Genomic DNA, 22,742 nt, shown 5'->3' on the forward strand with positions numbered 1-22,742 from the left:
GGAAATATGCCGAGAATCTTCGACAACATCGAAAAACCGCTATTGCCCGCCTTGCAGGAATCGCTGCAAGTTGCCGAGCGTGCTGACTTTTGCGTCGGGTATTTCAACTTGCGCGGCTGGCGCCACCTTTCCGGGTATGTTGATCGGTGGGCAGGCGGCGAAGGCCAATGCTGCCGATTGCTGGTTGGCATGCATGTGACCCCCAGCGACGAGCTTAGGCAGGCCCTGCGCACACGCGAGGACGACGATCAGATCGACAACCAAACGGCGCAACAAGAAAAGCGCCGCATTGCGGAAGAATTTCGCCAACAACTGATCTTGGGCGTTCCAAGCAATGACGACGAAGCTGCACTGCGGCAACTTTCGGTGCAGATTCGTGCCAAGAAGCTGTTCGTCAAGGTCCATCTGCGCCACCCGCTGCACGCCAAGCTGTACTTGCTGCATCGGCAGGATGCCAACAATCCGGTCACAGGATTTCTGGGTAGCTCCAATCTGACACTCGCGGGCCTTGCCAAGCAGGGGGAGCTGAACGTCGATGTGTTGGAGCACGATGCCTGCAACAAGCTGATGGATTGGTTCGAGGATCGCTGGGGTGACCGCTGGTGCATCGACATCTCCAAGGAACTGACCGACATCATCAACGAGAGTTGGGCAGGTGAACGTCTGGTGCCGCCCTATCACGTCTACCTCAAGATGGCCTTTCACCTGGCTCAGGAAGCGCGTGCCGGTCTTTCAGAGTTTCGGATCCCCTCCGTCTTTGGCGAAACGCTGTTCGACTTCCAGGTCGCTGCCGTCAAGATTGCCGCGCACCATCTGAACAAGCGCGGTGGCGTCCTGATCGGCGACGTGGTCGGACTGGGCAAATCGATGATGGCCACCGCCCTGGCCAAGATATTCGAGGACGATTACCACACCGAAACGCTCATCATCTGCCCCAAGAACCTCGTTTCGATGTGGGAAGACTATGCCCACCGGTATCGCCTGCATGCCAAAGTACTGCCGTTATCCAAAGTACTGACCGAACTCCCGGAGAAAACCCGGCGTTACCGGCTGGTCCTCATTGATGAATCGCACAACCTGCGCAACAAGGAAGGCAAACGCTGGAAAGTCATCCGCGAATACATCAAGCGTAACGCCAGCCTGACTGTTCTGCTCTCGGCCACGCCTTACAACAAGACCTACCTCGACCTTTCCGCGCAACTGGCCTTGTTCCTACATGAAGATACCGACATCGGCATTCGCCCGGAAAAACTGCTGACCGAGTTGGGCGGCGAGCACGAATTCATCCGCCGTCATCAGTGTGGCGTGCGGTCGTTGGCGGCATTTGAGAAAAGCGAAATTCCCGATGACTGGCGCGATCTCATGCGCCTGTACATGGTGCGCCGCACACGCGGCTTCATCATGCAGCACTACGCCCGCGAAGACGAGCGCGGCAAATACCTGCTGTGCTCGGATGGCCGGAAATCCTACTTTCCGAAGCGTCTGCCCAAGAATCTCCGTTTCAAAATCGATGATGCGAATCCGTCCGACCCCTACGCACGGTTTTATTGCGCCCCGGTGGTCCATGCGATCAACGAGCTAATGCTGCCGCGCTACGGCCTGGGCAACTACATCGCGCCCAAGCCCAAGACACCGCCTACGGCACAACAGGCGAAGATCATCGAGGGGCTTTCGCGCGCGGGCACGCGCCTGATGGGCTTTTGCCGCACCAATCTGTTCAAACGCCTGGAAAGTGCCGGCCCGGCATTCATCCTGTCCATTGAGCGTCACATCCTGCGTAACTTCATCGTTCTGCACGCAATCGAAAACGGCCTAGACATCCCGCTGGGTACGCAGGGTGCCGAACTGCTGGATACACGCCATTACGATGAGGACCCCGATGGCCTGTTGGCTGATGACAATGGTGACGATGACCATGACCATGACGTTACCGATCCGACAGCCACCAATGGCCTACGCACCGAGGCCGACTACCACGCCCGCGCTGCCAAGGCCTACAAGGCCTACAGCGGTGCGCTGAAAAGCCGCTTCCAATGGCTTCCGGGAACACTGTTCACCAAGGAACTCGCCCAAGACCTGCTCACGGATGCGCAATCCTTGCTCCGGCTATTGCGTCTTTGTGGCGAGTGGAAGGCCGATGCAGATACCAAGCTGGCTGTACTCATCGAACTGATCAACCAGCGCCACCCCAAGGAAAAGCTGCTCGTCTTCACCCAATTTGCCGACACCGCCCGTTATCTCCAGGCACAGTTGGTCGCACGTGGTATCAAGCAGGTGGAGGAGGCCACCGGGCAGAGCGCAGACCCGACTTCATTGGTCTGGCGTTTTTCGCCGGAATCGAACGGCAAGCGCGAGCAGATCAAAAAGGCCGATGAACTGCGTGTGCTGATTGCGACCGATGTGCTCTCCGAGGGCCAGAACTTGCAGGACGCGCACATCATCGTCAACTATGACCTGCCCTGGGCCATCATCCGCCTGATTCAACGTGCTGGCCGTGTCGACCGTATCGGGCAGCAGTCTGACACCATCCTCTGCTATTCCTTCGTGCCGGCTGATGGCGTGGAACAGCTCATCAACCTGCGTGCCCGGGTCAAGCAACGCCTGATCGAAAACGCCGAGGTCGTAGGCTCTGACGAAAGCTTCTTCGATGATGACACGGATGAAGAATTGATCCGCGACCTATACACCGAGAAGAACGGCATCCTCGACGACGACGGCGACACCGAGGTTGACCTGGCCTCCTACGCTTACCAGATATGGAAGAACGCCACAGATGCCGATCCATCGCTGGCATCCAAGATTGAGGCCATGCCCAACGTGGTGTATGCCACCAAGGCCCACGAGCACCATCCCGCATCGCCTCGGGGCGTGCTGGTCTATATGCGCACTGCCCACGGCAACGACGCGCTGGCCTGGATGGACGAGGCTGGCAAGCCGGTCACCCAGTCCCAGCTCACCATTCTGAAAGCAGCGGCCTGCGCGGCAAACACCCCGGCCCTGCCACGTACCGAACATCACCACGCGCTCACGCAGCAAGGGCTGGCCCACATCGTTGAAGAAGAAAAATCCTTCGGCGGAGCGCTGGGCCGCCCCTCTGGCGCGCGCTGCAAGGCCTTCGAGCGACTCAAGCGGTATCGCAACGGCCTGGACGACAAGCGGGACTTGTGTACCACGGATGCCCATGTGCGCGAGATCGACCGCGCCCTGGAAGAGATGTACCGCTACCCCCTTTACCAGACCGCCACCGACACCTTGAAGCGCCAACTCAAGGCCGACATTGACGATCACAAGCTGGCTGCATTGATCCTGAACCTGCGCGAGGATGGCCGCCTGTGCATCATCACCGAAGATGAATACCAACGTGAGCCGAAACTCATCTGCACCCTGGGGCTGGCATGAACATGGACAAACTACAAATCGAACGCCTACGCGACTGCCTCCAGTCCTTCGACTTCCAACGCCTGTTTATCGAGGAGCTGGGCTGGTCCCACGTCAAGGGCACCAAGTCGATTCCCGTGACGGTTCAGGAACATACCTGGCAAGCCACACCCATTGCCGCGCTCTCCGGCGTGGTCGCTTTCATGGTGGTCGGGCTACCGGAGCAGCCCGCTCGCCTCGCTATCCATACAGCGCTGGCCCAGCACACCCACGAGAACCTGATCCTCTTCGTGGACAGTGAAAAAAGCGCCCATGCCACCCAAAGCCTCTGGCTCTGGGTCAAGCGGGAAGGCAGCAAGCGCTTCCAGCGCGAACACCTGTATGTCAAAGGCCAGCCCGGCGATCTGTTCATCTCCAAGATTTCCGGCATCGTGGTGGACATCAACGAGCTGGACGAGCACGGCCATTTCCCCCTCGCCCAACTGGTAGACCGCATGAAGTCCGCGTTGGATGTGGAACGGGTCACCAAGAAGTTCTTCAAGGAATACGATGCCCAGCGCCTGGTCTTTGTCGAACTGATCCAGGGCATCCCCGACGAGAGGGAGCGCCGCTGGTATGCCTCGGTGCTCATGAACCGGCTCATGTTCGTCTGGTTCCTGCAACGCAAGCATTTTCTCGATGGCAGCAATACGAACTATCTCACCGACAAGCTGGCCGAGAGCCAAAGCCGGGGCAAGGACGGTTTCTATACCGGCTTCCTGCAAGCGTTGTTCTTCGAAGGCTTTGCCAAGCCCGCCGAGCAACGCACCAGCGAAGCCAAGCGGCTGATCGGCGACATCCGTTATTTGAACGGCGGCCTGTTCATCCCCCATCGCCTGGAACGGGAATACGGCCCGGCCATCCGGGTCCCTGATGCCGCGTTCGAAAACCTGTTCCACCTATTTGCCGCCTATTCGTGGAACCTCAACGACACACCCGGCGGGCTGGATAACGAGATCAACCCGGACGTGCTGGGTTACATCTTTGAGAAGTACATCAACCAGAAAGCCTTTGGTGCCTACTACACCCGCCCGGAAATCACCGAATACCTGTGCGAGCGCACCATTCACCGGCTCATCCTGGCGCGCATCAACCAATTCCTCACCCCTCTCCCCCTGGGGCCGGGGGTGAGGGAACCCGTTGCTCGCAAGTTCGATAGCGTGGCGGACCTGCTGATGCAACTGGATGCCGGCCTTTGCCGGGAACTGCTGACCCAGGTGCTGCCCGACCTCAAGCTGTTGGACCCGTCTTGTGGCTCAGGCGCTTTCCTGGTCGCCGCCATGAAGACGCTCATCAACATCTACTCGGCGGTCATCGGGCGCATCAAATTCCTCAACGACAAGGGCCTCACCGCAACGCTCAAGAAATGGGAAGCCGAACACAAGAGCCTTGCCTATTTCATCAAGCGCACCATCATCAGCGACAACCTGTTTGGCGTGGACATCATGGAAGAGGCGACCGAGATCGCCAAGCTGCGCCTCTTCCTGGCCCTGGTGGCCTCCGCGCAAACTGTCGACCAACTGGAGCCGCTGCCCAATATCGACTTCAACATCGTCGCCGGCAATTCCCTGGTGGGGCTGCTGCACGTGGATGCCCACGAGTACGAAAGTAAAGCCGGCGCCCAGGGCGACCTGTTCCGCAAGAGCTACCGCCATGTGCTGGACGAAAAGAACCGCAAGATCGACCTCTACCGCCACACCGCCGCCTGGACCAGCGGCATGGACATCTCCAGCCTCAAGGCCGAAATCGAAAGCCACAAGACCGAGGCCCAGGCCACCCTGAACGAGCTGTTGCTGAGCGAGTGGCACCGCGCCGGCATCAAATTCGAGGAAGCTACTTGGGACAGTGCCACAGGCAAGGAAGGCAAGCCGAAAAAGCGCAACCTCACCATTGCCGACATCGAAGCTCTGCAACCTTTCCATTGGGGCTTCGAGTTCGATGAAATCCTGAATAAACGCGGCGGCTTCGATGCCATCATTACCAACCCGCCTTGGGAAATTTTCAAACCCAACGCCAAGGAGTTCTTCCAGGAGCACTCCGAGTTGGTCAGCAAGAACAAGATGACCATCAAGGAATTCGAGAAGGAACAAGCCAAGCTATTGAAGAAATCGGAAATTCGCGCCGCCTGGCTGGAATACCTGTCCCGCTTTCCACACGTCTCCGCTTGGTATCGCGTAGCGCCCCAATTCAAGAGCCAATCGGCCATCGTGGGCGGCAAAAAGACCGGCAGCGACATCAATCTCTACAAGCTGTTCACTGAACAGTGCGCCAACCTGCTGCGAGAAGGTGGTGATTGCGGCATCGTCATTCCCTCCGGCATCTATACCGACCTGGGTGCCAAGGGCCTGCGCGACCTGCTGTTCGACCATAACAAGGTCACTGGCCTGTTCTGCTTCGAAAACCGTAAGGAGATTTTTGAAGGGGTGGATAGCCGTTTCAAATTCGTCGTGCTGACCTTCGAGAAAGGTGGCAATACAGAGCGATTCCCCGCTGCCTTCATGCGCCATGACACGGCGGAATTGGCGGGCTTTCCGCGTGAAATGGGCCTGCGGTTGTCGGTAGAGCTTATTCGGCGGCTCTCGCCGGATTCCCATTCGGTGATGGAGTTCAAGAGCGAAACGGACATTCACATTGCCGAGAAGATGCTCCGGTTCCCATTGCTGGGGGAGGAAATCGAGGGGAAATGGAATGTGCGGCTGACAAACGAATTTCACATGACCAACGATAGCCATCTGTTCAAGACTGAACCTGGCAAGAATCGGCTGCCGCTATTCGAAGGCAAGATGATTTGGCACTTCGAACACCGTCTGGCGGAGCCACGCTATTGGGTGGAAATGGAGGAGGCTGATAGCGCTCTGCGTAGCGCCCGTATTCGTAACCTCAAGCAGCAATTCAAGAAGCTGGGGATCGAAGATGAAGCGACACTTGAATCACTTATCCGTGCCGACCAGGTACCACTCGACCATCATCGCTGCCGTTTTGGTTTTCGCGATATTGCCGCAAGCACTAACGAGCGTGCCATGATCTGTACGGTATTGCCGCCGCACGTTTTTGCAGGTAACACGCTCAACCTTCTGCAACCCTACGATTTTGATGTTGGAGTGGACGGATGGAAATGTGCGCTTTCCCTCGATGTAGTCGAACAACTTTTCGTTGTCGCTTGTTTCGATAGTTTTATCGTGGATTGGTTGTTAAGGCAAAAAATCACCTCGCACCTCAATATGTTTTACGTGTATCAGGTGCCGGTGCCACGACTTAGAAAAAGCGACCGAGGGTCGCATCCCATCGCCGAGCGGGCGGCTAGGCTGATTTGCACTGCCCCCGAATTTGCCGGTCTAGCCAAAGAAGTCGGCCTCAAATCCCACCATGACGGCGTAACCGACCCCGCCGAACGCGCCCGTCTGCGCGCCGAACTCGACGGTCTGATCGCCCATCTCTATGGCCTGACCGAAGCCGAGTTCGCCCATGTGCTCTCGACCTTCCCTCTGGTGGCCGAACCGGTCAAGATCGCCGCGCTCAATGCCTACCGCGATGTCAAAAGGGGCCTGATCCAATGAACAAGCCCACCCAACTGCAAAGCCTCCGCGTCCGCAACTTCAAGGCCATCGTCGATAGCCGGGTGGTCAAGCTCGGCCCGCTCACGGCCTTCATCGGCCACAACGGCGCGGGCAAATCTAGCCTGATCGAGGCGCTGGAGACCTACCAAGCCATCGTCCGCGACGGACTGGACGCGGCCATGCAACGCTGGTTCGGCATTGAGCACGCACGCCACAAGGGCCAAGAGGCCAAGGAGCGATTGGGCGAGCCGGTCAATCCCATCGCTTTTGAACTGGCGCTTGGCCCCTCGCCCCGCAAGGTGTCGCGAGTGACCCTGGCGGTCAACAACGACCCGGCTGCCAACCAGATGTTCATCGTCGATGAACGCATAACCTTCCCTGACAAGATCACTACCTTCGAGGTTCTCGCCCCCAAGGGCACCGCGCAGATTCCCGCGAAAGGCCGCTCGATGTTCAGTGCGCCGAGTAAGGATGTATTGGAAATCGCCTGCCATATCCTGGATTGGCAGTTTCTGACCCTGGTGCCGGACCGCATGGGTGTTCCCGTTCCCCAGCAACGCACCGGTGGCGGCGTGCGTCTGGCGCGGGATGGATCCAACATCGCCGACTTCCTGCTTGATCTGCGTCGGCAGGACCAGAACGCCTTCGACGGCATCGTCGAAACCATGGCCTATGTGCTGCCCTACGCCAAGGATATCCAGCCTTCGCTGACATCATCCGAGATCGAGCGCAAAGCCTGGCTGCAACTGACCGAAGCCGATTTCAAGGTGCCGGGCTGGATGCTCTCCACCGGCACGCTGCGACTACTGGCTTTGCTGGCTCTGCTACGCCACCCCAAGCCACCGCCCCTGATCGTGGTGGAAGAAATCGAGAACGGCCTCGACCCGCGCAGCATCCATCTGATCGTGGAAGAAATCCGCAACGCGGTGCTGGACGGTACAACCCAGGTGGTGCTGACCACCCACTCACCCTACCTCCTCGACCTGCTGACTCTGGAGCATTTGGTTCTGGTCGAACGCGACAACAAGGGACATCCGTGCTTTCTTCGCCCCGCAGATAACGCAAACCTTCAACGCTGGGCCAATGACTTCGCCCCCGGCAAGCTCTACACCATGGGTTCGCTTGGCGAGGCGCAACAATGAAGGTCGGGTTCGTCTTCGAATGCGGCCCGCAGGGCGCAGACAAGCAGGTCTGCGAATATCTGGCGGCGCAAATTCAGCCCGGCATCATTCCTGTTTCGCGGACGCTGGATAACAAAGCCAACCTTCTAAAAGACGCCGGCAAGGTGGCCGCAGCCCTGCTTGCTGAAGGATGCGAACGGGTTCTGGTCGTCTGGGACTTGCGACCAGCCTGGCCCGACAAGAAGCGCAAACCCTGTCGCAAGTTCGAGCGTGATGCGATTCTTGCTTCTGTCAAAAATGCGGAGATTGCAGGCTCGCCGGTATTTCTCGTTTGCGTCGAACAGGAGTTGGAATGCTGGCTACTTGCAGACGAGGCAAAGCTATCCGCTTATCTCTCGACCGATGCACACAGTTACGCAGCAAAGCGGGAACGAAAGCCGGACCACGTAAGCAATCCCAAAGCGGTCATGATGAATCATTTCAAAGTGGCACGCGGCTGGCGGTACGAAGATCGAACACATGCTGTAAAAGTCGTGCAGTCTGGCGAGTTGGACTTGAGGAAGCTGCGACGCTCACCCACCTTTGCACGGTTTGAAACGAAGTTGCTTGAGGTAATCGCTTAGGGGGCGCGAGTACATGGCAAAGAAGAAACAACTGGTTGTCATGGTTTCCTCGACGGTATATGGCATCGAAGAACTGCTGGAACGTATCTATGCCATCCTGACCAGGTTCGGCTATGAGGTGTGGATGTCGCACAAGGGCACCGTGCCGGTGATCTCGACCAAGAGTGCTTTCGACAATTGCCTGCATGCGGTGGAGCAGTGCGATCTGTTCCTGAGCCTCATTACTACGCATTACGGTTCGGGCAAGGAGGATGCATCAGTACTGTCGATTACCCATCAGGAATTGCTGCGGGCGATTGATCTCAACAAGCCGCGCTGGGTTTTGGCGCATGACCAGGTGGTGTTTGCCCGCACCTTGCCTGCCCCACTCACACCATCGTGAGCTGATCCGCCCAAACCAAAGCATCCAGGTGCGCCAGGTTGATGTAGTCGCCGGTCAGGTGTAGGGCAGTGGCTGTCGCGGCGAAAGCTTCGTCGTCGACGTTTTCGCAAGCCAGCGCCAGGCGCAGAAAAGGGGCCAGCACTCCCCGGTCATGGAGCAGGGCATCCGTCACGGTGGCTGGCAACGCGATGGCCGCAAGGGCGTCTGCCAGCGGTAGCCCCAGCATCGTGTCCAGCAGGGAAAACACGCCCGTCACGAAGGCGCTGTCGCAGTCCTCGGGGCTGAGCAAATCCTTGGCCAGCAGCTCCATCAGCCGCCCACGCACCACCGCTGCCGTTGCTACCGCCGGGGCCACATCTCCGTTGCCCGAGGTCGTCAGCAGCAGTGCTGCCCAGCGGAAGAGTTTTTTGAGGCCGAGGATCATCACGGCGTGGCGGAATGACGTGATCTCGCAGCTCAACCCGAACCCGGCGGAATTGATGAACCGCAGCAGGTTGAACGAGAGCGTGGGGTCGTGTTTGAGCACGGCTTCGATGTCGTTCGTGCTCGCCTGTCGCCCTACCAGATTGAGCAACTGGATGATCGTGGCCTGCGCGGGGCGTACCGTTCTGCCACGCAGCAGCACGGGTCGGGCGAACCAGTAGCCTTGGAATAGGTGGCAACCCAGTTCCCGCGCAAGCTGAAATTGCTCCGCAGTCTCGACTTTGGTGGCGATACGGCGGGCGTTCGACGTCTGTTTGGCCTGTCGCACTGCGCAAGCCAGCGCCTGCGTGTCGAGCCGACCCAGATCCAGCTTGATGAAACTGGCCAAAGGCAGCCACCCGGCATACGCAGGGGTTAGCACGCTGTCCTCGAAGCAGAGGCGAAACCCACGCTGGTGTACGTCGAACAGCGTGGGCAGGTGGGCCTCAATGGCCTCTGCTGCATAGGCTTCTACGGTATAGGCCTCGGTTGCATGGACGGCTTGGGCTGTGACGGGCGGAATTTCCAGCACCACGCGCTCCGGCTCGACAAGGTCGAGATGCCCGCCGGACAAGGTGTGGTGCGTGCAGTTGACGAACACCGGCCTTTTGCTGTTCCAGACATCCAGGTCTGCGCTGGAAAGCAGGTTGAACAGCAGCGCGGCATCGCTGGCTGCACTGTAGACGCCATCCGTGCGCGATCGGTCGAAAAGCTCGTACGCAAAGATGGTGCGCTGCGCATCCAGAATGGGCTGGCGCGCGACGTGTAGCGGGATGTCGGCAGACACGGAAGAGAACCCGAAAGTGGCGTGATCAATCCTGCCCAAACAGGTCCCGCGTGTAGACCTTGTCGGCCACGTCGCGCAGTTCCGCAGTCATGCGGTTCGCAACGATCACATCGGATTCGGCCTTGAACTGGGCAAAGTCCGGCACGACGCGGCTATGGAAAAAGGTTGGCTCCTGCAACGCAGGCTCGTACACGATGACTTCGACCCCCTTGGCCTTGACCCGCTTCATGATTCCCTGGATGCTGCTGGAACGGAAGTTGTCCGACCCCGCCTTCATCACCAAGCGATGGATGCCGACGACCCTGGGGTTGCGAGCAAGAATCTGCCCAGCGCAAAAGTCCTTGCGCGTGGTATTGCTTTCGACGATGGCGTGCATGATGTTTTGCGGAACGTGCCGGTAGTTGGCCAGGAGCTGTTTGGTGTCCTTGGGCAGGCAATAGCCTCCATAGCCGAAGCTCGGGTTGTTGTAATGCCTGCCGATGCGCGGATCCAGGCATACCCCGTCGATGATCTGGCGGGAATCCAACCCATACGTCGCGGCGTAGGTATCGAGTTCGTTGAAGAAGGCCACGCGCATCGCAAGGTAGGTGTTTGCAAACAGTTTGATCGCCTCGGCCTCGGTGCTGTGGGTGAACAGGACGTCGATGTTTTTCTTGACGGCCCCTTCCTGCAGCAGCGCGGCGAATTCCCGGGCTTCCTCCGACAGGGCGCCGACGACGATGCGCGAGGGGTGCAGGTTGTCATGCAAGGCATGCCCTTCGCGCAGGAATTCGGGGGAAAAAAGCAGCCGGGGCACCGGGCCGCCCGCTTGCTGGTATTGGTCGAGCAAACCCTTGGTATAGCCCACAGGGATCGTGCTCTTGATGACCATCACCGCCTGCGGTTCGATGCGCAGCACATCGGCCACGACGGACTCGATCGACTTCGTGTTGAAGTAGTGGGTTTGCGGGTCATAGTCCGTGGGGGTTGCGATGATGACGAAGCGCGCACCCCGGTAGGCGTCTTCCTTGTCCGTTGTCGCACGGAATTGCAAGGGTTTGTTGTGCAGAAAGTCTTCGATGTCCGAGTCTTCGATCGGGCTTTCCTTGCGGTTGAGCTTGGCGACTTTCTCCGCGACGATGTCAAGCGCGACGACCTCGTGATGCTGGGCAAGGAGCATGGCGTTGGAAAGGCCGACGTAACCGGTTCCTGCAATGGCGATCTTCATGGGTAAGGAGTACATGGGGGTTGTCAGGAGGAAAGTATTGTGAAGGTATTGTGTAGGGATGCGCGGCGGCTGCAAAAAATGGCCCCCCGTAGAATCTTCGGCACCATGTCTGCTGTCGTTTTCGATGCCATCATCAAGGATTACCCTGCCGCACGGGGGAGAAAAAACGGGGATCGACAAGGGAAAAAGTCCGACCTTCGCGCCTTGGATGGCATTAGCCTGCACATTGAAGAAGGGGAATTTTTTGGGCTGCTTGGCCCCAATGGGGCGGGCAAAACCACGCTGATCAGCATCCTTGCCGGGCTGGTGCGGCCTACGCAGGGCAGGGTGTCCGTCCTCGGCTGCGATGTGGTCTTGCAGCCGGAACAGGCGCGGCGCTTGCTGGGGATCGTCCCGCAGGAATTGGTGTTCGACCCCTTTTTCCGCGTTCGGGAAGCGCTCGAATTCCAGTCCGGCTACTTTGGCATGCGCGGCAATGGCGCGTGGATCGATGAATTGCTGAGCAGCCTCGGGCTGGCTGACAAGGCGGATGCCAATATGCGCACCCTCTCCGGCGGGATGAAGCGCCGGATGCTCGCCGCGCTGGCGCTGGTTCACAAACCGGCAGTGATCGTCCTCGACGAGCCGACTGCCGGAGTCGATGTAGAGCTGCGCAAAACGCTGTGGCAGTTCGTCGCCAGCCTCAACAGCCAGGGGCATACCGTGCTGCTGACCACCCACTACCTGGAAGAAGCGCAGGCACTGTGTACGCGCATCGCGATGCTGCAACAGGGTAGGGTGGTCGCGCTGGATACCACAAGCGCATTGCTGGGCAGCGGTGTTGGCGTGCTGCGTTTCCGCGTGGATCGTGCCTTGCCAGCAGCCATTGCTGCCACCGTGCGGGTGACGGGGGAATGGGTCGAGATGCCCGTGGGCGATGCGCGCTCCATCGAAGACTGCCTCGCCGCCGTGCGCCAGGCCGGGGTGACTGCAAGCGACGTAGAGATTCGCCGGGCAGACCTCGAAGACGTCTTTTTGGAAGTAATGCATCGGGGAGCGCGGGTATGACCGGCTGGAAGATGCTGCTGTACAAGGAAGTGCTGCGCTTTTGGCGGGTGGCGGGGCAGACCATTGCCGGGCCAGTGTTGACGGCGATGCTGTATCTGCTGATCTTTGGCAATGTGCTCGACGAACATGTGCGGGTATACGACGCAGTGCGTTACACCGCCTTCCTCGTTCCCGGCCTGGCCATGATGAGTCTGTTGCAAAACGCCTTTGCCAATAGCGCCTCGTCGCTCATCATGGCCAAGGTCATGGGCAATGTCGTGTTTCTATTGCTCTCCCCGCTGACGTATGTGCATTGGTTCCTGGCCTTTGTCGGTGCTTCCGTGCTACGCGGGTTGCTGGTAGGGGCGGGGGTTTTTCTGGCTGCGGGGCTGTTTGTTCCCGTCGGGTTGGCGCATCCGCTGTGGGTCCTGGCCTTTGCGTTGCTGGGCGCGGTGTTGATGGGTTCGCTGGGCATCGTTGCGGGGCTGTGGGCGGAGAAATTCGACCAGATGGCGGCCTTTCAAAACTTCGTTGTGATGCCCATGACGTTTCTGAGCGGGGTGTTCTATTCCACGCACTCCCTGCCCCCGCTGTGGCAGACGGTCAGCCGCTGCAACCCGTTTTTCTACATGATCGACGGCTTTCGCTATGGGGTCTTTGGCGTTAGCGATGTGGGCGTGTGGCACAGCCTGGCCGTCGTGGGCAGCAGCACGCTGCTGGTTGCTGCGCTGGCGTTGCAGTTGTTGCGGTCGGGATACCGGCTGCGTTCTTGATCTTTGGACTGCTTTGTACTGTCTGCGCGGGGTTGCCTAGCCGGGACAGTTTTGCGTACGTCCTTGCGTACGTCCTATTCTTTTTTTCTTTCTTGATCCATGGAACGATTCCGAATCCTCGGCGGGGTTTCTCTGCACGGCACTGTGGGCGTTTCCGGCGCCAAGAATGCTGCCTTGCCCGAGATGTGCGCAGCCTTGCTGACTGATGCGCCCGTCACCCTGCGCAATGTCCCCTCCTTGCGGGATGTCGCAACCCTTCACGCACTGCTGGGCCACATGGGGATGCGCATCGACCAGCCCGAGCGCGATGTCCTCGTGCTCGACGCCCAAGCGTTGCACACCCCCGAAGCCCCCTACGAGCGCGTCAAGACGATGCGTGCGTCGGTACTGGTGCTAGGCCCCCTGCTTGCACGCTGCGGGCAAGCCCGCGTCTCGCTGCCCGGTGGCTGCGCAATTGGCGCGCGCCCCGTGGATCAGCACCTCAAGGGGCTGGCGGCAATGGGTGCCGACATTGCCATCGAACACGGGGACATGGTGGCCCGGCTGGCCCCAGGCCGCACGCGGCTGCGCGGAGCGCGAATCAGCACCGACATGGTCACCGTCACCGGCACCGAAAACCTGCTCATGGCCGCAACGCTGGCCGAAGGCGAGACGATCCTCGAAAACGCCGCCCGCGAACCTGAAGTCTGCGACCTGGCCGAGATGCTCCTGGCGATGGGCGCACGCATCGAAGGGCACGGCACCCCGCGCATCCGCGTGGAAGGAGTAGAGCGCCTGCATGGCTGTTGCCACACCGTCGTTGCCGACCGCATCGAAGCAGGCACCTTGCTGTGTGCCGTCGCTGCGGCGGGGGGCGATGTGCTGGCGCAGGGTGGGCGCATCGAGCACCTCGAAGCCGTCGTCGAAAAGCTGCGCGATGCTGGCGTCGTCATCGCTGCGGTTCCGCAGGGCATTCGCGTGCAATCAGCCGGGGCTGCGTCGCTGAAGGCGCAGAGCTTCCGCACCTCGGAATACCCCGGTTTCCCCACTGATATGCAGGCGCAGTGCATGGCGGTGGACTGCGTTGCCAAAGGCACGGCCAAGATCACCGAAACGATTTTTGAAAACCGCTTCATGCATGCCAACGAGCTGGTTCGCCTGGGGGCCAACATTCAGATCGACGGCAAGGTCGCGATGGTGGAAGGAGTGCCCGCCCTGTCGGGAGCGTGCGTCATGGCCACCGATTTGCGCGCTTCGGCCAGCTTGGTCATCGCCGCGCTCGTGGCCCAGGGGGAGACGTGGATCGACCGGATCTACCACCTGGACCGGGGCTACGACCATCTCGAAACCAAACTCGGCGCTCTGGGCGCCCGCATCGAACGGGTGGCTTCGTCCCGCACTGCATCATGATGATTACCCTGGCGCTTTCCAAAGGACGCATCTTCGAGGAAACCTTGCCCCTGCTGCACGCGGCAGGCATCGAGGTGCTTGACGACCACGAACGCACGCGCAAGCTGATTTTGCAAACGTCCCACAGCGATGTGCGCCTGCTCGTCGTTCGCGCTGCGGACGTGCCCGTCTACGTGCGCCACGGCGGCGCCGACCTCGGCATCACGGGCAAGGACACGCTGCTCGAATACGGCAGCGCGGGCATGTACCACCCGCTCGATTTGCAGATTGCGCGTTGCCACATGGCTGTGGCCGTTCGCGAGGACTTCGACTACGCCAGCGCCGTGCAAATGGGTTCGCGGCTGCGGGTGGCGACGAAGTACCCGTCGATCACCCGCGAATTCTTTGCGAACAAAGGTGTACACGTCGATGTCATCAAGCTCTACGGCAGCATGGAGCTGGCGCCCCTTGTCGGCATGGCCGATGCCATAGTCGACCTGGTTTCGACAGGCGGCACCCTGCGCGCCAACCACCTCGTCGAAGTCGAGCACATCCTCGACATCAGCTCGCACTTGGTCGTCAACCAGGCATCCCTCAAACTCAAGCAAACCGCCCTGCGCCCGATCATGGACGCCTTTGCCCATGCGGTAGGTTCCCCGCAATCTTCCCGGTAACTGCCATGTTCTGCACCCCTTTGCGCCTGTCCACTTTCACCGACAACTTTGCCGCCGCGCTGCAAGAGCGACTGCACTGGTCCCGCGCCCTGGATGCGGACATTGATGCACGTGTCGCGCAGATCCTGGCCGATGTGCGCCAGCGTGGGGACGCCGCCGTCCTCGAATACACGGCGCGTTTCGATGCACTGCACGTCGACTCCATGGCGGGGCTGGTACTGGGTGCTGAGGACTTTGCGCAGGCTTTCCACCTGCTGCCCGAGGCCCAACGCAACGCCCTGCAATTCGCCGCACACCGGGTGCGCACGTACCACGAAGCACAGCGCACAGCGTGCGGGGGGGACTGGAGTTACCACGACGAAGAAGGCACGCTGCTCGGCCAGAAAGTCACCCCGCTCGACCGGGTGGGTGTGTACGTCCCCGGCGGCAAGGCCGCGTACCCTTCGAGTGTGTTGATGAACGCGATTCCCGCACACGTCGCGGGGGTCGCGGAGATTGTCATGATGGTGCCGACCCCTGGTGGAGAGCGCAATCCGCTGGTGCTGGCCGCTGCGCACGTGGCGGGCGTGACGAAGGCGTTCACGGTCGGGGGCGCGCAGGCCGTGGCTGCGCTGGCTTTTGGCACGGCCTCCATCCCCAAAGTCGACAAAATCACCGGGCCGGGCAATGCCTACGTCGCCAGCGCAAAGAGACAGGTTTTCGGCATCGTCGGGATCGACATGATCGCCGGGCCTAGCGAAATCCTCGTGCTGGCAGATGGATCGACCCCGCCGGACTGGGTGGCGATGGATCTCTTCAGCCAGGCCGAGCACGACGAGCTGGCGCAAAGCATCCTGCTCTGCCCGGACGTAGGCTACATCGACCTCGTTGCTTCGGCCATCGACCGCATGCTCCCGGACATGCCCCGGCGCGACATCATCGCCAAAAGCCTGACCGACCGGGGGGTGCTCATCCATACCCGAAGCATGGAGGAAGCCTGTGCCATCAGCAACACCATCGCCCCGGAACACTTGGAAGTGAGCAGCCGCGACCCACACCGCTGGGAGCCTTTGCTACGCCATGCAGGGGCGATTTTTCTGGGCGCCTACACCAGCGAAAGTCTTGGCGACTACTGCGCAGGCCCGAATCACGTTTTGCCGACGAGCACGACGGCCCGGTTCAGCTCTCCATTGGGTGTCTACGACTTTCAGAAACGCAGCAGCCTCATCGAAGTCAGCGCCCAAGGCGCCCGCACCCTGGGCCACGTAGCCTACATCCTCGCCCAGGGCGAGGGCCTCGAAGCCCACGCACGCTCCGCGCAAATGCGGTGCCATGCGTTGGAGTGAGGGTGTCAACGCGAGAAAAGCGAGGAAATAATGAATCAAGTAGAAATCATCGAACAAAATATTGCCAAATTGGATGAGGCTTCTTTTGCAGAGTTGCGAAATTGGTTCATCGAATTCGATCACGCCCGATGGGAGAAAAAAATTGAGGCGGATTCGAATGCAGGAAAACTGGATTTTTTGATCCATGCAGCGATTGGGGAACACCAGGCAGGAAAAACGAGGGAACTTTGATTCACAAAACATCCACGAGTTTTTGGGCATATTACGAGAATCTTCCGCTGGAGATTCGCTCTCTTGCTGACAAAAATTTCAGTTTGCTGAAATCGGATATTTCTCATCCTTCATTACAGTTCAAGAAATGCGGTACTGTGTATTCGGTTCGCGTTGGTTCACACTATCGGGCATTGGCCACCACAATTCAAGAGGGATTCCTCTGGTTTTGGATAGGAACCCATGCAGAATATGACAAATTGCTTTCGTAAAAGATGTATCTTCTCCATCATTTCCGATTTCAAAAGTGATTGCGACGCTGAGTACCTGCCCCAGCGGAATGCCCTATGCGCACATTCGGTCCGCCCCTGTGGGAAGGAGTGCATCCCGGCTCGTGAGTAACCCTCCCGCAACAGATCGCAAAACCCAAGGAGCACACCCATCATGCCAAACCAACGCATCATCGTCCTGACCGGCGCAACCCGTGGCCTGGGCCGCGCCTTGCTGACCGAACTGGTTGCAGCCGGGCATACCGTGGCGGGCTGTGGGCGCAATGCACGGGACATCGAAACCCTGCGCGCCACGTACCCTGCGCCACACTCTTTCGCCACCGTCGATGTGCGCAACGATGACGAAGTGGCGGCGTGGGCGGTGGAGGTCTTGCAATCGGTCGGCGTGCCGGATTTGTTGGTCAACAACGCGGCATTGATGAATACGCCCGCGCCGTTGTGGAAAGTCCCCGCGAGCGAGTTCGATACGCTGATGGCCGTCAACGTTTGCGGCGTAGCCACAGTCATTCGCCATGTCGTCCCGGCGATGGTGCAGAACCGGCGCGGTGTGATCGTGAACCTGAGTTCCGGTTGGGGCCGCAGTGTGTCCTCCAACGTAGCGCCGTATTGCGCAAGCAAATGGGCTATCGAAGGGTTAACCAAGGCATTGGCCGAAGAATTGCCCGCCGGCATGGCCGCAGTGCCGCTCAATCCCGGGATCATCGATACGGATATGTTGCGGCAATCCTTTGGTGCAGCGGCTTCCGGCTACGAATCCCCAGAACATTGGGCGCACCGTGCAGCGACATTCATTCTTTCTTTGGGGCCCAAGGATTCGGGTAAATCTTTGAGTGTGTCGTGAAAGGGTGGTTGCGGGGGCATGGCGGGTACAGCCGGTTACGCCGCCCTACCGCATCCTGCGTGACGAGGCCGATCTGGATGCCGGGCTGGCCGAAGTGCGCACGGCCGTTATCCAGAAACTGGCAAACGGCCCAGTTCAGTTGTGATATAAAGGCATAACTATTCCGGTTGATAAAATATAAACCAACTAACAGGCACATAGTTACCAGTTATTAAACATCATGGCGACACTCGCTTTTTCAGCGCCAAACGAACTTCAGGAACTCTTGGGAACGCGCCTGAAGCGTTTGCGCTTGAGCCGCAACCTGGATCAGCGCACGACGGCGGAAAAGGCAGGTATCTCGGAAAAGGCGTTGCGCAACCTTGAATCCGGCCGAGGCTCGACCGTGGAAACCCTGCTGCGCGTCCTCAAGGCGCTGGATCACCTGCAAGGTCTGGACATGCTCGCCCCCGAGGCCAGCGTCAATCCGCTCGAATTGTTACGGCAGCCCAAGCCGCCGCAACGTGTGCGCCGTCCGCGCAAACAGAATTCGGTAGGCTAAGCCCTCATGGACACACCCGTCATTGAAGTTCGCATCTGGGGCGAGCGCGTCGGCGCGGTGGCACCCGATCCTCGCCTGGGCTGCTATGTCTTTGCCTACGACCCGGCTTGGCGGCGCAACGGCATCCCACTGGCCCCGCTGACCATGCCACTCGACGACCTGCGACCCAGCTTCGCCTTTCCCGAGTTGTCCGAACCAAGCTACAAACGCCTGCCCGGCCTGCTGGCCGATGCCCTGCCCGACGACTTCGGCAATGCCCTGATCGATGCCTGGATGAGCGCCAAGGGTGTCGAAAAACGCGCCATTACCACGCTCGACCGCCTGGCCTACATGGGCAAGCGTGGTATGGGCGCGCTGGAGTTCAAGCCTGCACGCGGCTCCCACCGCGAGAGCGCCGAACCGCTGGAGATGAAAAACCTGGTGGAAGCCGCGCGCAAGGTAGTGCATAGCGACTTATCCGGCGATGTCCAGGCACAGGCCGCACTCGCCAACATCATCCGCGTCGGCACCAGCGCCGGTGGCGCTCGCGCCAAGGCTGTTGTCACCTGGAACCCGCAGACGAATCAAATCCGCAGCGGCCAATTCGACGCCGCGCCGGGTTTCGAACACTGGCTGCTCAAGTTCGACGGCGTCGGCAAGGATGCCGAACTGGGCGGCAGTGCCGACTACGGTCGCATCGAATACGCCTACTACCGGATGGCCGAGGCGTCAGGCATTCGCATGTCCCCCTGCCGCTTGCTGATCGAGGGCGGTCGCGCCCATTTCATGACGCGCCGTTTCGACCGTGATGTTGCCAACAGCCAGACGATCAAGCACCACGTGCAAACGCTCTGCGCCATGAGCCACCTCGACTACAAGCAACGTGCTACGCACGCCTATGCCCAGCTTTTCATGGCCATCGCGCAACTCCAGTTGGGCGACGAGGCCAACGGCCAAGCATTTCGCCGCATGGCCTTCAATGTCATGGCGAAGAACTGCGACGACCACACCAAAAACTTCGCTTTCCGCCTGAAGCAGGGTGACTCCTGGGAACTGGCGCCGGCCTACGACGTTACCCACGCCTACAACCCCAAGGGTGCATGGACGTATCAACACCTCCTGAGTGTCAACGGCAAGTTCAGCGGCATCACCCGCGCCGATCTGTTGGCCGAGGCCGACCGCTTTGGCGTCCGCCGCCCACAGGATGCGCTCAAGGATGTCCGCGCCGCCCTCGACCACTGGCCCGAATTTGCCAAGCAGGCCGGGCTGGGTGAGAAAGCCATTCAAGCGGTTCGCGACGATTTCCAAGTGCCGCCATGACACAAACACGCGACGAACCATATGACAGAACCTTACTATCGCTGCTGACCGACCGAAAGGAAGCTGCTGCCTATCTTGATGCGGTCATTGAGCAGGAAGACTCCGCTGCGTTTCAGGTCGCACTGCGTCATGTGGCCAATGCTCAGGCGCAGCAAGGTGATCTGGATGCAAAAGACTGACTTGATGCGTTGTCAGAAACAGATACCCCAACGCTGTTATCAATTTTCAAAGTACTGCACGCCGTGGGTTTGCGACTCACCGTAACGTCGGCGCATTCATACATGCCATCGCCACGTCCCCGATTCGGTCGCCACGATCCCATTTTGCAAGAGCTATGGGCGGTCAAAGCCGCTATGAATGCCGAAGCGGGTTACAACATCGGCACATTTTTCGATTTGTAACATCTTCCTTGATGAGACAGGGGACACCGTGTTCAAGATAAGCATTTCTCACAGTCTGACCTCTGATGCCCGGGTTGCTGCATCTGCAATGGTCGCCAAAGTGCTGCGTGAGCTGGGTGTCTGCCCTCCCAATGCGGCCTTGTTGTTTTCCACTTTTGGCAATGATCACGCCACCTTGCTGCAAGAACTCACACAATTGCTGCCTGGCTGCCCCATTGTGGGGGGCAGTTCCAACGGGGAAGTCTCACGCGAGCAAGGCTATCGGGTGGGTTCATCTTTGCTGATTGTGTTTGCCAGCGACACCATCACTTTTCGTGCCGGTGTATTGCGCAATTTGACGTTTGATAACGAAGCCTTTAACCTGGAAACCGCCATGCAGCAATGGCAGCAGCAGGGTATTGAGATCAGGTTTGACAAAGGCTACTCACCCATGCCCGCGTTGGGTTTGCTGTTTCCTGACGGTTTGGGGTTGGATGGGGGGTCAATAGTCCGGTTGTTCTCGGACACTTTTCCAACCACCCACTTTTTTGGAGGGGCCAGCGCCGAGAACTTTACGCTCACTCAAACCAAGCAGTTTTTCAACCACGAAGTGCTGCACAACGCCGTGCCCTATCTTCTGTTTTATGGCCCCTTACGACACCACTGGGCGATAACTGAGGGGTTGGACTCGGGTTGGCGTGCGGTGGGTAAGCGCCTTGATGCGCAGTGCGACGGCAAATACATCCACACCCTTGCGCAAAAACCTGCCGTTGACTACTTGGCTTCGCGCTACCGCCTCCAGGGGGGGCAATTGTCTGTCTGTCACCCCTTTGTGATTTACCCAGACCGCGGCAGCGACGTGCATTATTTTCGGGATGTCATTGGCTATTGCGAGGCCACGGGCAGACTGGAATCCATCAACCTCTTGCCAACGGATTGCCAGATTCAGCTCACCCAGCCCGATCCCGCCACCATTTTGGCTGTATCGCGAAAAAACATTCACCAGGCACTAGCGCACTACCCAAGTACAGATACGCCAACGGCAGCGCTCTGGTTTTCTTGCGTGAGTCGCGCTTTGGTGCTGGCGAACGATGCGGCTAACGAGTTTGCAACCGCAACAGAGGCAATAGCATCCGATTTACCGGTGGCCGGTTTTTATACCTACGGCGAAATAGCCCCCGCACGCACGACGGGTCACAACACCTACCACAGCTCCACACTGGTCACACTGCTTTTGGGCGAAGAGCCTCTGACCAGCACCGGTATTTTTGGTCAGCACCATCAATTTTCAGCAGACAACCTGGCACAAGATAACAAAGCGCTCACGCAGGCGCTGGAAAACACCAGGGCTGAAATACAACGCCTGCAAGACGAACTAGCACAGTGCCGATTACTTAATCGCGTGGCATCGCACAGTCGAACCGAAGAGATGATGAAAAACCGCGCCTTGGCGCTACAGTTGGTGTGCAGCCTACTAGATACCCGGTTTGCCGACTTCAAACGTCTGGCCATGAAAGGCGACCCGCCCAAACTCAACAAACTGGGGTTGGCTCGATTGGTCAATGACTTGCATCAGCAACAGTATGGCAAGCCCTTTCCAGTGATGCTCAAGCAACTGGCCAACCTGTTGACGGATCAGATTGACGTTCCCTGTCATGGCCGTCCCAGCCATCCCGAATGATGCAATACCCCCACTGTGGAAGCGTCGTTTTATGGTTTTTGAGTTCTTTCACGTTAATCCAACTGTTGCCAATTCACACCCGACCTGTCGCGCATGGTGGCATCCGAGGCCCTGTTATCCACCTTTGATGTAAACACCATTCCCGTAGAAGCCCTGATGTTTCATGCAGGTTATTTGACCATTGACAGCGTTGGTCAAATACCTGGGCGGCTGACATTAACGCTGAAATACCCCAACCTGGAAGTGCAGGCCAGTTTGAACAACTGCCTTTTGCACAGCCTGACGGGCAGCTTGAGCGTGCCGGAGTCCCATCAGGATCGCCTGTATGACCTGCTCAAAACCCAAGACTTTGCCGGCCTCAAAAACCTGTTTCACGCTTTCTATGCCAGCATTGCCAACGACTGGTATCGCAAAAACGAACTCAGTGGCTACGAGGGCTATTACGTCAGCATTTTCTACAGCTACTTTGCTGCACTTGGCTTGCACATTCAACTCGAAGACCCCACCAACTTTGGCTGCATTGACATGACCGTTCTGTTCCATGGCCAGGTGTTTTTGTTGGAGTTCAAGGTGGTCAAGGGCAGATCGCACGGGGGCGCACTGAAGCAAATCAAGGAACGCAACTATGCGCAAAAATACCAGCATCGGGGTGAGCCGATTCATCTGATCGGTGTGGAGTTCAGCAAAACCACCCGAAACATTGTGAGGTTTGAGGTTGAAACGATGCAGGTTTTGTAGCTGCTAACGCATACCAGATAAGCTTATCGCCGATTGCATC

Annotated in this window: 20 protein-coding genes; 18 read left to right on the forward strand and 2 right to left on the reverse strand. The window is 58.9% G+C overall.

The genetic code is table 11. From position 1 onward, the window contains the following. The first annotated feature begins 6 nt into the window (after positions 1-6). From CENROD_RS02540 to CENROD_RS02560, 5 genes are read left to right on the forward strand one after another with little or no spacing between them, the layout of a single operon-like run. Positions 7-3,399 (forward strand): helicase-related protein, encoded by a 3,393-nt coding sequence (locus tag CENROD_RS02540; protein ID WP_022771514.1) that lies wholly within the window; start codon positions 7-9, stop codon positions 3,397-3,399. Then, positions 3,396-6,974 (forward strand): Eco57I restriction-modification methylase domain-containing protein, encoded by a 3,579-nt coding sequence (locus CENROD_RS02545; RefSeq protein WP_041193202.1) that lies wholly within the window; start codon positions 3,396-3,398, stop codon positions 6,972-6,974. Before CENROD_RS02540 ends, CENROD_RS02545 begins: the two co-directional genes overlap by 4 nt. Continuing rightward, positions 6,971-8,116 carry an AAA family ATPase gene (locus CENROD_RS02550; RefSeq protein WP_022771516.1) on the forward strand — a complete coding sequence of 382 codons (1,146 nt, stop codon included), beginning with the start codon at positions 6,971-6,973 and terminating at the stop codon, positions 8,114-8,116. Before CENROD_RS02545 ends, CENROD_RS02550 begins: the two co-directional genes overlap by 4 nt. Further along, the gene (locus tag CENROD_RS02555; RefSeq protein ID WP_022771517.1) at positions 8,113-8,718 is read left to right on the forward strand and encodes a DUF4276 family protein; all 606 of its coding nucleotides are present in this window, start codon (positions 8,113-8,115) and stop codon (positions 8,716-8,718) included. Before CENROD_RS02550 ends, CENROD_RS02555 begins: the two co-directional genes overlap by 4 nt. A gap of 13 nt (positions 8,719-8,731) precedes the next feature. Further along, on the forward strand, positions 8,732-9,100 hold the full coding sequence (locus CENROD_RS02560; protein WP_022771518.1) for a DUF4062 domain-containing protein: 369 nt from the start codon (positions 8,732-8,734) through the stop codon (positions 9,098-9,100). On the opposite strand, the gene CENROD_RS02565 is transcribed toward CENROD_RS02560, so the two are convergent. Together CENROD_RS02565 and CENROD_RS02570 are read right to left on the reverse strand one after the other, a co-directional pair. Beyond that, positions 9,087-10,349, reverse strand: coding sequence for an EAL and HDOD domain-containing protein (locus CENROD_RS02565; protein ID WP_022771519.1), 1,263 nt, complete (start codon positions 10,347-10,349; stop codon positions 9,087-9,089). The two genes, CENROD_RS02560 and CENROD_RS02565, sit on opposite strands and share 14 nt — an antisense overlap. A 25-nt stretch (positions 10,350-10,374) precedes the next feature. Further along, positions 10,375-11,556, reverse strand: a complete 1,182-nt coding sequence (locus CENROD_RS02570) for a nucleotide sugar dehydrogenase (protein WP_041193203.1) — start codon at positions 11,554-11,556, stop codon at positions 10,375-10,377. A gap of 105 nt (positions 11,557-11,661) precedes the next feature. Here CENROD_RS02570 and CENROD_RS02575 point away from each other — a divergent pair, with 105 nt between their 5' ends. From CENROD_RS02575 to CENROD_RS02630, 13 genes are all read left to right on the forward strand, one after another. Continuing rightward, complete coding sequence (locus tag CENROD_RS02575) at positions 11,662-12,603, forward strand: ABC transporter ATP-binding protein (RefSeq protein ID WP_041193880.1); 942 nt, start codon at positions 11,662-11,664, stop codon at positions 12,601-12,603. Then, positions 12,600-13,355, forward strand: a complete 756-nt coding sequence (locus CENROD_RS02580; RefSeq protein WP_041193204.1) for an ABC transporter permease — start codon at positions 12,600-12,602, stop codon at positions 13,353-13,355. Before CENROD_RS02575 ends, CENROD_RS02580 begins: the two co-directional genes overlap by 4 nt. Before the next feature lie 99 nt (positions 13,356-13,454). Continuing rightward, the gene (murA, locus tag CENROD_RS02585; RefSeq protein WP_022771523.1) at positions 13,455-14,744 is read left to right on the forward strand and encodes a UDP-N-acetylglucosamine 1-carboxyvinyltransferase; all 1,290 of its coding nucleotides are present in this window, start codon (positions 13,455-13,457) and stop codon (positions 14,742-14,744) included. Continuing rightward, the gene (gene hisG / locus CENROD_RS02590) at positions 14,744-15,397 is read left to right on the forward strand and encodes an ATP phosphoribosyltransferase (protein ID WP_041193883.1); all 654 of its coding nucleotides are present in this window, start codon (positions 14,744-14,746) and stop codon (positions 15,395-15,397) included. Before murA ends, hisG begins: the two co-directional genes overlap by 1 nt. Positions 15,398-15,402: 5 nt before the next feature. Then, positions 15,403-16,722: a histidinol dehydrogenase gene (gene hisD, locus CENROD_RS02595; RefSeq protein ID WP_022771525.1), complete on the forward strand. Its 1,320-nt coding sequence runs from the start codon at positions 15,403-15,405 to the stop codon at positions 16,720-16,722. A 30-nt stretch (positions 16,723-16,752) separates the two neighbouring features. Then, positions 16,753-16,953, forward strand: coding sequence for a hypothetical protein (locus tag CENROD_RS02600; RefSeq protein ID WP_022771526.1), 201 nt, complete (start codon positions 16,753-16,755; stop codon positions 16,951-16,953). A gap of 423 nt (positions 16,954-17,376) precedes the next feature. Further along, a complete protein-coding gene (locus CENROD_RS02605; protein ID WP_022771528.1) occupies positions 17,377-18,063 on the forward strand; it encodes an SDR family oxidoreductase in 687 nt (228 codons plus the stop codon). After that, positions 18,053-18,208, forward strand: coding sequence for a hypothetical protein (locus CENROD_RS13820; RefSeq protein ID WP_187292323.1), 156 nt, complete (start codon positions 18,053-18,055; stop codon positions 18,206-18,208). Before CENROD_RS02605 ends, CENROD_RS13820 begins: the two co-directional genes overlap by 11 nt. Positions 18,209-18,283: 75 nt before the next feature. Further along, on the forward strand, positions 18,284-18,604 hold the full coding sequence (locus tag CENROD_RS02610) for a helix-turn-helix domain-containing protein (RefSeq protein ID WP_022771529.1): 321 nt from the start codon (positions 18,284-18,286) through the stop codon (positions 18,602-18,604). Between the two features lie 6 nt (positions 18,605-18,610). After that, positions 18,611-19,903 (forward strand): type II toxin-antitoxin system HipA family toxin, encoded by a 1,293-nt coding sequence (locus CENROD_RS02615; RefSeq protein WP_022771530.1) that lies wholly within the window; start codon positions 18,611-18,613, stop codon positions 19,901-19,903. After that, positions 19,900-20,082, forward strand: a complete 183-nt coding sequence (locus CENROD_RS02620; RefSeq protein ID WP_022771531.1) for a hypothetical protein — start codon at positions 19,900-19,902, stop codon at positions 20,080-20,082. The genes CENROD_RS02615 and CENROD_RS02620 overlap by 4 nt, the downstream gene beginning before the upstream one ends. Before the next feature lie 310 nt (positions 20,083-20,392). Continuing rightward, complete coding sequence (locus CENROD_RS02625; RefSeq protein WP_041193205.1) at positions 20,393-21,964, forward strand: FIST signal transduction protein; 1,572 nt, start codon at positions 20,393-20,395, stop codon at positions 21,962-21,964. A 93-nt stretch (positions 21,965-22,057) separates the two neighbouring features. After that, positions 22,058-22,702: a PD-(D/E)XK nuclease domain-containing protein gene (locus tag CENROD_RS02630; protein WP_022771534.1), complete on the forward strand. Its 645-nt coding sequence runs from the start codon at positions 22,058-22,060 to the stop codon at positions 22,700-22,702. The last annotated feature ends 40 nt before the right edge of the window (positions 22,703-22,742 follow it).

The sequence above is a fragment of the Candidatus Symbiobacter mobilis CR genome (assembly GCF_000477435.1).
GTDB lineage: Bacteria > Pseudomonadota > Gammaproteobacteria > Burkholderiales > Burkholderiaceae_C > Rhodoferax > Rhodoferax mobilis.

What these genes read in the sequence shown, in the direction of transcription:
- CENROD_RS02615 (WP_022771530.1), top strand. Translation starts at nt 18,611, where the DNA reads ATGGACACACCCGTCATTGAAGTTCGCATCTGGGGCGAGCGCGTCGGC.
- CENROD_RS02545 (WP_041193202.1), top strand. Translation starts at nt 3,396, where the DNA reads ATGAACATGGACAAACTACAAATCGAACGCCTACGCGACTGCCTCCAG.
- CENROD_RS02550 (WP_022771516.1), top strand. Translation starts at nt 6,971, where the DNA reads ATGAACAAGCCCACCCAACTGCAAAGCCTCCGCGTCCGCAACTTCAAG.
- CENROD_RS02540 (WP_022771514.1), top strand. Translation starts at nt 7, where the DNA reads ATGCCGAGAATCTTCGACAACATCGAAAAACCGCTATTGCCCGCCTTG.
- CENROD_RS02560 (WP_022771518.1), top strand. Translation starts at nt 8,732, where the DNA reads ATGGCAAAGAAGAAACAACTGGTTGTCATGGTTTCCTCGACGGTATAT.
- murA (WP_022771523.1), top strand. Translation starts at nt 13,455, where the DNA reads ATGGAACGATTCCGAATCCTCGGCGGGGTTTCTCTGCACGGCACTGTG.
- CENROD_RS02610 (WP_022771529.1), top strand. Translation starts at nt 18,284, where the DNA reads ATGGCGACACTCGCTTTTTCAGCGCCAAACGAACTTCAGGAACTCTTG.
- hisG (WP_041193883.1), top strand. Translation starts at nt 14,744, where the DNA reads ATGATTACCCTGGCGCTTTCCAAAGGACGCATCTTCGAGGAAACCTTG.
- hisD (WP_022771525.1), top strand. Translation starts at nt 15,403, where the DNA reads ATGTTCTGCACCCCTTTGCGCCTGTCCACTTTCACCGACAACTTTGCC.
- CENROD_RS02605 (WP_022771528.1), top strand. Translation starts at nt 17,377, where the DNA reads ATGCCAAACCAACGCATCATCGTCCTGACCGGCGCAACCCGTGGCCTG.
- CENROD_RS02625 (WP_041193205.1), top strand. Translation starts at nt 20,393, where the DNA reads ATGGTCGCCAAAGTGCTGCGTGAGCTGGGTGTCTGCCCTCCCAATGCG.
- CENROD_RS02555 (WP_022771517.1), top strand. Translation starts at nt 8,113, where the DNA reads ATGAAGGTCGGGTTCGTCTTCGAATGCGGCCCGCAGGGCGCAGACAAG.
- CENROD_RS02620 (WP_022771531.1), top strand. Translation starts at nt 19,900, where the DNA reads ATGACACAAACACGCGACGAACCATATGACAGAACCTTACTATCGCTG.
- CENROD_RS02575 (WP_041193880.1), top strand. Translation starts at nt 11,662, where the DNA reads ATGTCTGCTGTCGTTTTCGATGCCATCATCAAGGATTACCCTGCCGCA.
- CENROD_RS02600 (WP_022771526.1), top strand. Translation starts at nt 16,753, where the DNA reads ATGAATCAAGTAGAAATCATCGAACAAAATATTGCCAAATTGGATGAG.
- CENROD_RS02580 (WP_041193204.1), top strand. Translation starts at nt 12,600, where the DNA reads ATGACCGGCTGGAAGATGCTGCTGTACAAGGAAGTGCTGCGCTTTTGG.
- CENROD_RS02630 (WP_022771534.1), top strand. Translation starts at nt 22,058, where the DNA reads ATGGTGGCATCCGAGGCCCTGTTATCCACCTTTGATGTAAACACCATT.
- CENROD_RS02570 (WP_041193203.1), bottom strand. Translation starts at nt 11,556, where the DNA reads ATGAAGATCGCCATTGCAGGAACCGGTTACGTCGGCCTTTCCAACGCC.